Origin of the sequence: Anaerotignum lactatifermentans DSM 14214 (genome assembly GCF_900142265.1) — a bacterium.
In the GTDB taxonomy this organism is placed as follows: domain Bacteria; phylum Bacillota; class Clostridia; order Lachnospirales; family Anaerotignaceae; genus Anaerotignum; species Anaerotignum lactatifermentans.
In genome coordinates, this window is record NZ_FRAH01000104.1 from 1 (window position 1) to 8,590 (window position 8,590).

The following is an 8,590-nucleotide window of genomic DNA, read 5'->3' on the forward strand; positions in this document are numbered from 1 at the left end:
TTGAAGTCTTCGTCATAGCGAATACCTTTGCTGTTTGTTGACATGTAAATACCTCCTTTTGGTGTCTACTTTATTGTAATAGATAGTTACTTTATGTGTCCACTTTTTTAATATAGATCCATACACCAATCTATTTACAGGTATTGTTTAATGCGTTGATGGGACTTAGAAGAAGCGAAATAATAGGTCTGAAGTATTCAGACATAGATTTTGTTGAACAAACATTAACTATTCAAAGACAGTTGGGAAAACCCCTTGATGTAAATATAGAAGAAATCAGAAAAAAAACTTTAACAAAACAAGAACTAGGATTAAAAACACCATCCAGCTATCGAACTTTAAAAATTCCTGATTATGTGTTTCAAGCTATTTTAGAACAGCGAAAAATATATGAAAAGAATAAAAGCAAAAGAAAAAAAGAATTTTTAGATGAAGGCTATATATGTTGTTCCACATATGGTCATTCCAGAAGTAAAGACTTCCATTATAAATATTTTAAAAAATTACTGGAAGAAAATAATTTACCTAATATCAGATGGCATGATTTAAGAAGTTCATATTGTACGCTTTTGTTGAAAATGAATTTTAGTCCTAAGGCAGTATCAAATTTGATGGGGCACGCAAAGGAGTTAATTACGGTTGATGTATATGGGGATAATGCTCAGCTGATTACGGACAACACTGAAGCATTAGACCAATTCATACAAGAATTAACTTTATTACCCTATGAAGAATTTGATGCAGTACAAGATAGTAATGAAAACATTTCTGTCATCGACATTGGAACAGAAATAGAACAAATGTTTGCATAATTTTTGTGTTCCCCTATACTTTAGTATTTAACTGTGATATACTTCTTAGTAGCTTGTTTTTTGAATAATTATATGTGATGATATCTAATGCTATTTAATGTTATTCTGTTTTAAAATTTTGATTTTAGTGACCAAAATTCGTAAAAGGGCTTTTTTGGGCAAAAACGGAATATCTGCCTTTACGAATGATGGGCTGACAGTAATCACTTCACTTTGTGCGAACGGAGGTGTATCATGGACAAACCATTTAAAATACATTCAAAATTTCAGCCTACAGGCGACCAGCCACAGGCAATAGAAAAGATAGCCGAAGGATTTAAAAAAGGCTTGAAATTCCAGACTTTAAAGGGTGTTACAGGCTCTGGAAAGACATTTACAATGGCGAATATTGTAGAGAAATTACAGAAGCCTACACTGGTCATTGCACACAATAAAACCCTTGCTGCACAGCTTTACAGCGAGTTTAAAGAGATATTCCCAGAAAATGCAGTGGAATATTTTGTTTCTTACTATGATTACTATCAGCCGGAAGCCTATGTGCCCAGCACCGATACCTATATTGAGAAAGATTCCGCAGTCAATGAAGAAATTGACAAACTGCGCCACTCTGCCACAGCGGCACTGGTGGAACGGCAGGATGTTATTGTTGTTGCCAGCGTATCCTGTATCTATGGTCTGGGTGACCCGGAAGAATACTATGGCATGATGCTTTCTCTCCGTCCCGGTATGGAAAAAGACAGGGATGAAGTGCTGCACAGCCTCATTGAAATGCAGTATGACAGAAATGATATGAATTTTGAGCGCGGTACCTTTCGTGTTCGCGGGGATGTAGTGGAAATTTTCCCTGTGGCATCCTCGAAATATGCTGTCCGTGTGGAATTTTTCGGCGACGAAATCGACCGCATCACGGAAATTGATGTGGTGACAGGAGAAATCATTGGTACCAGAAATCATATTTCCATCTATCCAGCCTCTCACTATGTCACTTCGCCGGAAAAAATGCAGTTGGCCATTGCACGTATTGAAGCGGAACTGGAAGAACGTCTGGCAGAATTGAAGCGAGAGGACAAGCTTCTGGAAGCCCAAAGATTGGCACAACGCACCAATTATGATATTGAAATGCTGAAGGAAATGGGATTCTGTACAGGTATTGAAAACTATTCCCGTCATTTATCCTTGAGAGAAGCAGGCAGTACGCCTTTTACGCTCATCGACTTCTTCCCTGATGATTTCCTCATTATTGCCGACGAGTCCCATGTTTCCATTCCCCAGATTCGTGCCATGTACGAAGGGGACAGATCCAGAAAAACCACACTGGTGGACTTTGGGTTCCGTTTGCCTTCCGCTTTGGACAACCGTCCTTTGAAATTTGCGGAATTTGAAAGCAAAATCAATCAGCTGCTGTTTGTTTCTGCCACACCTTCTGTGTACGAAAAGGAACATTCCCAGCAGACAGTGGAACAGATCATCCGTCCTACAGGGCTGTTAGACCCGGAAATCTCCGTGCGACCCATTGCGGGACAGATTGACGACCTCCTTTCGGAAGTTCAGAAAACTACCGAAAAAGGACAGAAGGTTCTGGTAACCACACTGACTAAGAAAATGGCGGAGCGTCTGACAGATTACCTCAGAGAAGCCGGTGTGAGAGTGCGTTACCTGCATTCAGACATTGACACGCTGGAACGACTGGAAATTATTCGTGATTTGCGTATGGATGTGTTTGATGTGCTGGTAGGCATCAACCTGCTGCGAGAAGGGCTGGATATTCCCGAAGTCAGTCTGGTTGCCATTTTGGACGCGGACAAAGAAGGTTTCCTTCGTTCGGAAACATCACTCATTCAGACCATTGGTCGTGCTGCCAGAAACGCGGAAGGTCGTGTTATCATGTATGCCGATGTGATGACGGAAAGTATGCAGAAAGCCATCGACGAAACCAACCGCCGTCGTGGTATCCAGCAGGCGTACAACGAAGCCCACGGCATTACGCCCCAGACCATTGTGAAGAAAGTCCATGATGTCATCCAGATTACCAAAACGGCAACGGAAAAACAGAAATTTGGTCTGGAAAAAGACCCGGAATCCATGAGTGAAAAAGAACTGAAAAAACTTATTCAGACTTTGGATAAAGAAATGAAGCATGCTGCCATGGAACTGCAATTTGAACGGGCAGCGGAACTGAGGGATAAAATTCTGGAACTGAAAAAACTCATGTAAGATGCGAAAGGGGGAACCCTATGAATTATCGAGTATTGCATCTGGCAGATCTGGAACGTTTTCTGGAACTGCGTATGGAATTTTTGCTGTCTTATCAAAATGTACCTAAAGATTTTCGGAATATAACAGAAAATTATTTGCGTAAACATATGGAAACGGAAGATCTGCTTCTGTTGGCAGCGGAGGAGGAAGGCAGTCTGGTGGCTGCCTGCATGGTTTGTTTTTATGAAACCTGTCCTATGGTGGACAACCCCTCCGGCAAATATGGAGAATTGCGCAATGTTTACACAAAGCCAGCCTACCGCAGGAAAGGCATTTCTGAAAAGCTGGTGGGCATGGCACTGGAAAAAGCCAAAGAGAGAGGCGTGACCAAAATGCGTCTGCATTACACAGATGATGGTCTGCCTTTGTATCAGAAAATTGGTTTTGTACCAGAAGAAAGATATATGGAAAAAGATTTATGATAGATTTCCTTTTATAAGGAAAAAAGGAGAGAATATGAAAAATGAAATCGTCATCAGGGGTGCCAGAGAGCACAACCTGAAAAATATAGATTTGACCATTCCCAGAGATAAACTGGTGGTCTTTACAGGGGTCAGCGGTTCCGGGAAAAGCTCCCTTGCCTTTGATACCCTTTACGCGGAAGGACAGCGCAGATATGTGGAATCCCTGTCCTCTTATGCCAGACAGTTTTTGGGTCAGATGGAAAAACCTGATGTAGACCAGATTGATGGGCTTTCTCCCGCTATTTCCATTGACCAGAAAACAACCAGTCATAACCCTCGTTCCACTGTGGGTACCGTAACGGAAATTTATGACTATCTGCGTCTGCTTTATGCCAGAATTGGTGTGCCCCATTGCCCCAAATGCGGCAAGGAAATCAAAAAGCAGACCATTGACCAGATTGTAGACCGTGTGCTGGAACTGCCGGAACGGACAAAAATCCAGCTGCTTGCGCCTGTTGTCCGTGGGAGAAAAGGGGAGCATGTGAAACTGCTGGAAGACGCCAAAAAAAGCGGCTATGTCCGTGTTCGTGTGGATGGCATTATTTACGATCTGTCTGAAGAAATTAAACTGGAAAAGAATAAGAAACATACCATCGAAATCATTGTGGACCGTTTGGTGGTAAAAGAAGGCATCCAGAAACGTCTGACAGAATCCATCGAAACTGTCACCGCACTGACAGGGGGACTGTTGGTGGTGGATGTGAATCAGGGAGAGGATGAATTGGTATTCAGCCAGAATTTCTCCTGCCCTGACTGTGGCATCGACCTGATGGAAATTGAACCCAGACTTTTTTCCTTTAATAATCCCAGCGGCGCGTGTCCCACTTGTACAGGTCTTGGCATGCAGATGAAGTTTGATGAACAGCTCATTGTGCCAAATGACAGCCTTTCCATTGCTGGAGGCGCCATTGTGGCACCGGGGTATAACTCCATTTCCAGTAAGGATACCATGACCAGAGTTCTTTTTGATGCATTGGCGGAGGAATACGGATTTTCTCTGGATACACCTTTCCGGGAACTGCCGGAGGAAATCAAAAAGATTATTTTCTATGGCACTGGCGGCAAAAAACTGCGGATTACCTACACCAATTACCGTGGCACAGGTTCTTATGATTATGCCTTTGAAGGCATCATTCCCAACTTGCAGCGGCGTTACAGCGAAACATCCGAAACTATGCGTGGAGAATATGAGGAATACATGACGAATATCGAATGTCCTTCCTGTCATGGGATGCGTCTGCGTCCAGAAGTTCTTGCCATTACTGTAGGCGGAAAAAATATTTCTCAGGTTACAGAAATGTCTGTGGCAGATATTCAGAAATTTTTCCAGAACCTTCAGCTCAGCGGCAGAGATGAAATGATTGCGGAACGGATTTTGAAGGAAATCCATGCGCGTATTGGTTTTCTGGTGGATGTTGGGCTGGATTATCTTACATTGTCCCGGGCAGCAGGCACTCTTTCCGGCGGCGAAGCCCAGAGAATCCGTCTTGCTACACAGATTGGCTCCGGTCTGGTAGGGGTTGTGTATATTCTGGATGAACCCAGTATTGGTCTCCATCAGCGGGATAATGACAAACTGCTGAAAACATTGCAGCACCTGCGGGATATCGGGAACTCCCTCATTGTGGTAGAACATGATGAAGATACCATGTATGCGGCGGACTTTATCGTGGATGTAGGCCCCGGTGCTGGAAAAGACGGCGGCAATATCATCTGCACCGGCGATGTGGAAGAAATCAAGGCATGTACCGAATCTTTGACGGGGGATTACCTCAGCGGCAGAAAGAAAATCAAAGTGCCGGAAAAACGCCGTCCTGTTAATCCCGAAGCCATGCTTCATATTGTGGGAGCGGCAGAAAATAACCTGAAACAGATCAATGTGGATATTCCCCTTGGAATTTTCACCTGTGTTACTGGTGTCAGTGGTTCCGGCAAAAGTTCTCTGGTCAATGAAATTCTATATAAACGACTGGCAAGGGACTTGAATCGTGCAAAACTCCGCCCCGGCAATCATGAAGATATGAATGGACAGAATCAGCTGGATAAAGTCATCAATATTGACCAGTCTCCTATCGGACGTACCCCTCGCAGCAATCCTGCAACCTATACAGGGCTTTTTGATATGATTCGCGATGTGTTTGCCCAGACCACAGAAGCAAAAATGCGTGGGTATCAGAAAGGCAGATTCAGCTTTAATGTAAAAGGCGGCAGATGTGAAGCCTGCGCCGGGGATGGTATCATCAAGATTGAAATGCACTTCCTGCCGGATATTTATGTACCCTGCGAGGTTTGTCATGGCAAGCGGTACAACCGGGAAACGCTGGAAGTGAAATATAAAGGCAAGACCATTTCCGATGTACTGGAAATGACGGTGGAAGAAGCTTTGGAATTCTTCGAAAATATTCCCAGAATCAAAGCAAAATTGCAGACACTCTATGATGTAGGTCTTTCCTATGTGCAGTTGGGGCAGTCTTCCACAACTCTTTCTGGCGGGGAAGCCCAGAGGGTGAAACTGGCAACGGAACTGAGCAAGAAAAGCACAGGACGCACCATGTATATTCTGGATGAACCTACTACGGGGCTTCATATGGCGGATGTCCATAAGCTGGTGCATATCCTGCAGCGGCTGGCAGAAGGCGGCAATACGGTGGTTGTCATTGAGCATAATCTGGATGTGATCAAAACAGCGGATTATATCATCGACTTGGGACCGGAAGGTGGTACCGGCGGTGGTACCATCGTTGCCTGCGGTACACCGGAGGAAGTATGCGGCGTGCCGGAATCCTATACCGGAAAATATTTGAAACCCATATTGGACAGAAAATGAAAAAAAGAAAATCCGATGTATTTGCGTTCATCGGATTTTCTATTGAGTAAAAAATTTTTTTTGACGAAAAAAACGGTTTTTTGTTGGAAAATCAATACTTTTTCATTTTGTGAAAACATCAAAAAATGCGGTTGTTATTGACAAATCCGTTGGTTATCAGTACCATAGAAACAGATAGCTTTAGTAAAATTGCGGAGGAAGAACATGGCAAGAAAAGAACCTGTTTTGGATTTTGAACAGTCCAGAAAGAGGGTAGCTGATTATTTCGGCTGTGACGGAGATTTTTTTTTGAAACCTCTTTTGGATCTGGAATGGGCGATTAAAGGAGAAGAAGATTTTCATTTTCTTTCTTATTGGACAGCAGAAGGAAAGAAGATTGACGCTGTGATCGTGAAAAAAGGCGGCGAACCGATGATATATGAAACAAAAGACTATACCATGGTGGTGGCAATCGATTGTGTGAAGATTGGTTTTATTTTCCGTAATGGAAAATACATCACCGATGGAGAAGGATGAGAAAAGAAAAGATCGTTTTATCCAAAACGATAGTATGAGTTAGGAACAAGATGTTTTTCTGTTTCAACTTCTAAAGGCTTTTGTTCAAGCATAAAGTAAGTTACAGAAGAACAAATGCCGGAGCGTGAGCAGTTGCTGCGGCACAGAAAAGGGGAGAAAATGCAAATGAACAGTTTGCCTGAAAACAATTCCGTTGTCATTACGGGTGTTGTAGTAGAAGATGGCGTATTCAGCCATGAAGTTTATGGTGAAGGCTTTTATACATTCAAGATTTCTGCAGAACGACTCAGTGAAAATGCAGATATTCTGCCGATTACCGTATCAGAACGTTTACTGATGAATCAGGATATCCAGCGCGGTAAGCATGTAAAAATCAAAGGTCAGCTGAGAAGTTACAATAACTATACTGGAAATCGCAGTCGGTTGGTACTGACGATTTTTGTCAGAGATATTCAGGTATTGGACGAAGAACAGATGCACAATGAAAATGAGATCATTCTCAATGGTTTTATCTGTAAAGCGCCTATTTACCGGAAAACACCTTTTGGCAGAGAAATTTCGGATGTATTGATTGCGGTAAACCGTGCATACAATAAGTCAGACTATATTCCCTGTATTACCTGGGGACGAAACGCGAGATATATTTCCTCACTGGAAGTGGGTACAGCCGTGAAAGTATGGGGGCGTATCCAGAGCCGTGTATATCAGAAGAAAAACGGCGATCAGGTGGAAGAACGGATTGCTTATGAAGTATCTGTATCCAAAATATCTCTGCATACAGAAGAAAATGCGTCGCAGGAAAATGCGACAGAGGAAACACAGACTGGTTTGGCGAAATAACAGGAGTGAACAATGGTGAAAACAGGACAAATTGCAATTTATTATGGTGCAGGTAAAGGAAAAACAAGTGTATCCCTTGGCAAAGGCGTTCGCGCCCTTGGAGAAAACCTGCGGGTGGTGATGATCCAGTTCATGGATTATCATAACAATCAGGAAATTGCATTGCTGGAAAAACTGGAACCGGATTTTCGTATCTTCCATTTTGAAAAAGATCGGGAAGGTACGGAAATGACAGAAGAAATTCGCAAGGAAATCGCTTCGGAAATCCGAAATGCCTTTAACTTTACGAAAAAAATTCTGGATACAGGTGAATGTGACATGCTGATGTTGGATGGTATTCTGGAATGTGTGGAAGAAAACTATCTGTCAGAAGAAGAAGTGGTGGAGATGATGGAAAAACGTCCCAATACCATGGATATGATTTTGACAGGGGCAAGTCTGCCGGAATCCATTGCCCAGAAAGCAGACCATATTTATCAGATCGTAACAGAAAAATAAATCCCATTTTCAGGAAAAAAGACTGTGCTTTCGGCACTATTTCAAAAGAAAAATAAAAGAAGCTGGAATTTTTCATTATGAACTGAACCCAAAAAGTTAGACAATATTTTCAAATTAAAATTGTTTAAGAAGCCAGAAGGGCTTGTTGTCTGTAAATTGCAGGTGGCAAGCCCTTTAACTTTGCTTTGATTCGATGGTTATTATAATAATCTAAATATTCCACCAGTTCCTGCTTGAAATGTTCCATAGATTGAAACTGTTGAAGATAGAGAAGTTCGCTCTTGAGCAGTCCAAAGAAATTTTCCATGACAGCATTGTCCAGACAGTTACCCTTTCGGCTCATACTTTGCCGGATTCCTTTTTGTTTGAGCATTTGG

8 protein-coding genes are annotated in these 8,590 nt (G+C 42.5%); 7 read left to right on the forward strand and 1 reads right to left on the reverse strand.

Annotated elements, in window-relative coordinates; all coding sequences use genetic code 11:
- Positions 1-158 precede the first annotated feature (158 nt).
- The 7 genes from BUB35_RS16970 to BUB35_RS17000 all read left to right on the forward strand — a co-directional run bounded on the left by BUB35_RS16970 (position 159) and on the right by BUB35_RS17000 (position 8,213).
- Positions 159-812: a site-specific integrase gene (locus BUB35_RS16970; RefSeq protein WP_072853691.1), complete on the forward strand. Its 654-nt coding sequence runs from the start codon at positions 159-161 to the stop codon at positions 810-812.
- A gap of 234 nt (positions 813-1,046) precedes the next feature.
- Positions 1,047-3,026, forward strand: coding sequence for an excinuclease ABC subunit UvrB (gene uvrB, locus BUB35_RS16975; RefSeq protein ID WP_072853693.1), 1,980 nt, complete (start codon positions 1,047-1,049; stop codon positions 3,024-3,026).
- A 20-nt stretch (positions 3,027-3,046) separates the two neighbouring features.
- Entirely contained in the window at positions 3,047-3,490 is a 444-nt protein-coding gene (locus BUB35_RS16980; RefSeq protein WP_072853695.1) for a GNAT family N-acetyltransferase, read from the forward strand.
- 34 nt (positions 3,491-3,524) lie between these two features.
- Positions 3,525-6,359, forward strand: a complete 2,835-nt coding sequence (uvrA, locus tag BUB35_RS16985) for an excinuclease ABC subunit UvrA (RefSeq protein ID WP_072853697.1) — start codon at positions 3,525-3,527, stop codon at positions 6,357-6,359.
- Between the two features lie 204 nt (positions 6,360-6,563).
- Entirely contained in the window at positions 6,564-6,875 is a 312-nt protein-coding gene (locus BUB35_RS16990) for a hypothetical protein (RefSeq protein ID WP_072853699.1), read from the forward strand.
- 165 nt (positions 6,876-7,040) lie between these two features.
- A complete protein-coding gene (locus BUB35_RS16995) occupies positions 7,041-7,715 on the forward strand; it encodes a single-stranded DNA-binding protein (RefSeq protein ID WP_200777627.1) in 675 nt (224 codons plus the stop codon).
- Between the two features lie 15 nt (positions 7,716-7,730).
- The gene (locus BUB35_RS17000) at positions 7,731-8,213 is read left to right on the forward strand and encodes a cob(I)yrinic acid a,c-diamide adenosyltransferase (RefSeq protein ID WP_159432911.1); all 483 of its coding nucleotides are present in this window, start codon (positions 7,731-7,733) and stop codon (positions 8,211-8,213) included.
- A gap of 124 nt (positions 8,214-8,337) precedes the next feature.
- On the opposite strand, the gene BUB35_RS17005 is transcribed toward BUB35_RS17000, so the two are convergent.
- The coding region (locus BUB35_RS17005; protein WP_143185487.1) for an IS3 family transposase at positions 8,338-8,590 on the reverse strand (253 nt) is incomplete at its 5' end.

What these genes read in the sequence shown, in the direction of transcription:
- BUB35_RS16980 (WP_072853695.1), top strand. Translation starts at nt 3,047, where the DNA reads ATGAATTATCGAGTATTGCATCTGGCAGATCTGGAACGTTTTCTGGAA.
- BUB35_RS16995 (WP_200777627.1), top strand. Translation starts at nt 7,041, where the DNA reads ATGAACAGTTTGCCTGAAAACAATTCCGTTGTCATTACGGGTGTTGTA.
- BUB35_RS16970 (WP_072853691.1), top strand. Translation starts at nt 159, where the DNA reads ATGGGACTTAGAAGAAGCGAAATAATAGGTCTGAAGTATTCAGACATA.
- BUB35_RS16990 (WP_072853699.1), top strand. Translation starts at nt 6,564, where the DNA reads ATGGCAAGAAAAGAACCTGTTTTGGATTTTGAACAGTCCAGAAAGAGG.
- uvrB (WP_072853693.1), top strand. Translation starts at nt 1,047, where the DNA reads ATGGACAAACCATTTAAAATACATTCAAAATTTCAGCCTACAGGCGAC.
- uvrA (WP_072853697.1), top strand. Translation starts at nt 3,525, where the DNA reads ATGAAAAATGAAATCGTCATCAGGGGTGCCAGAGAGCACAACCTGAAA.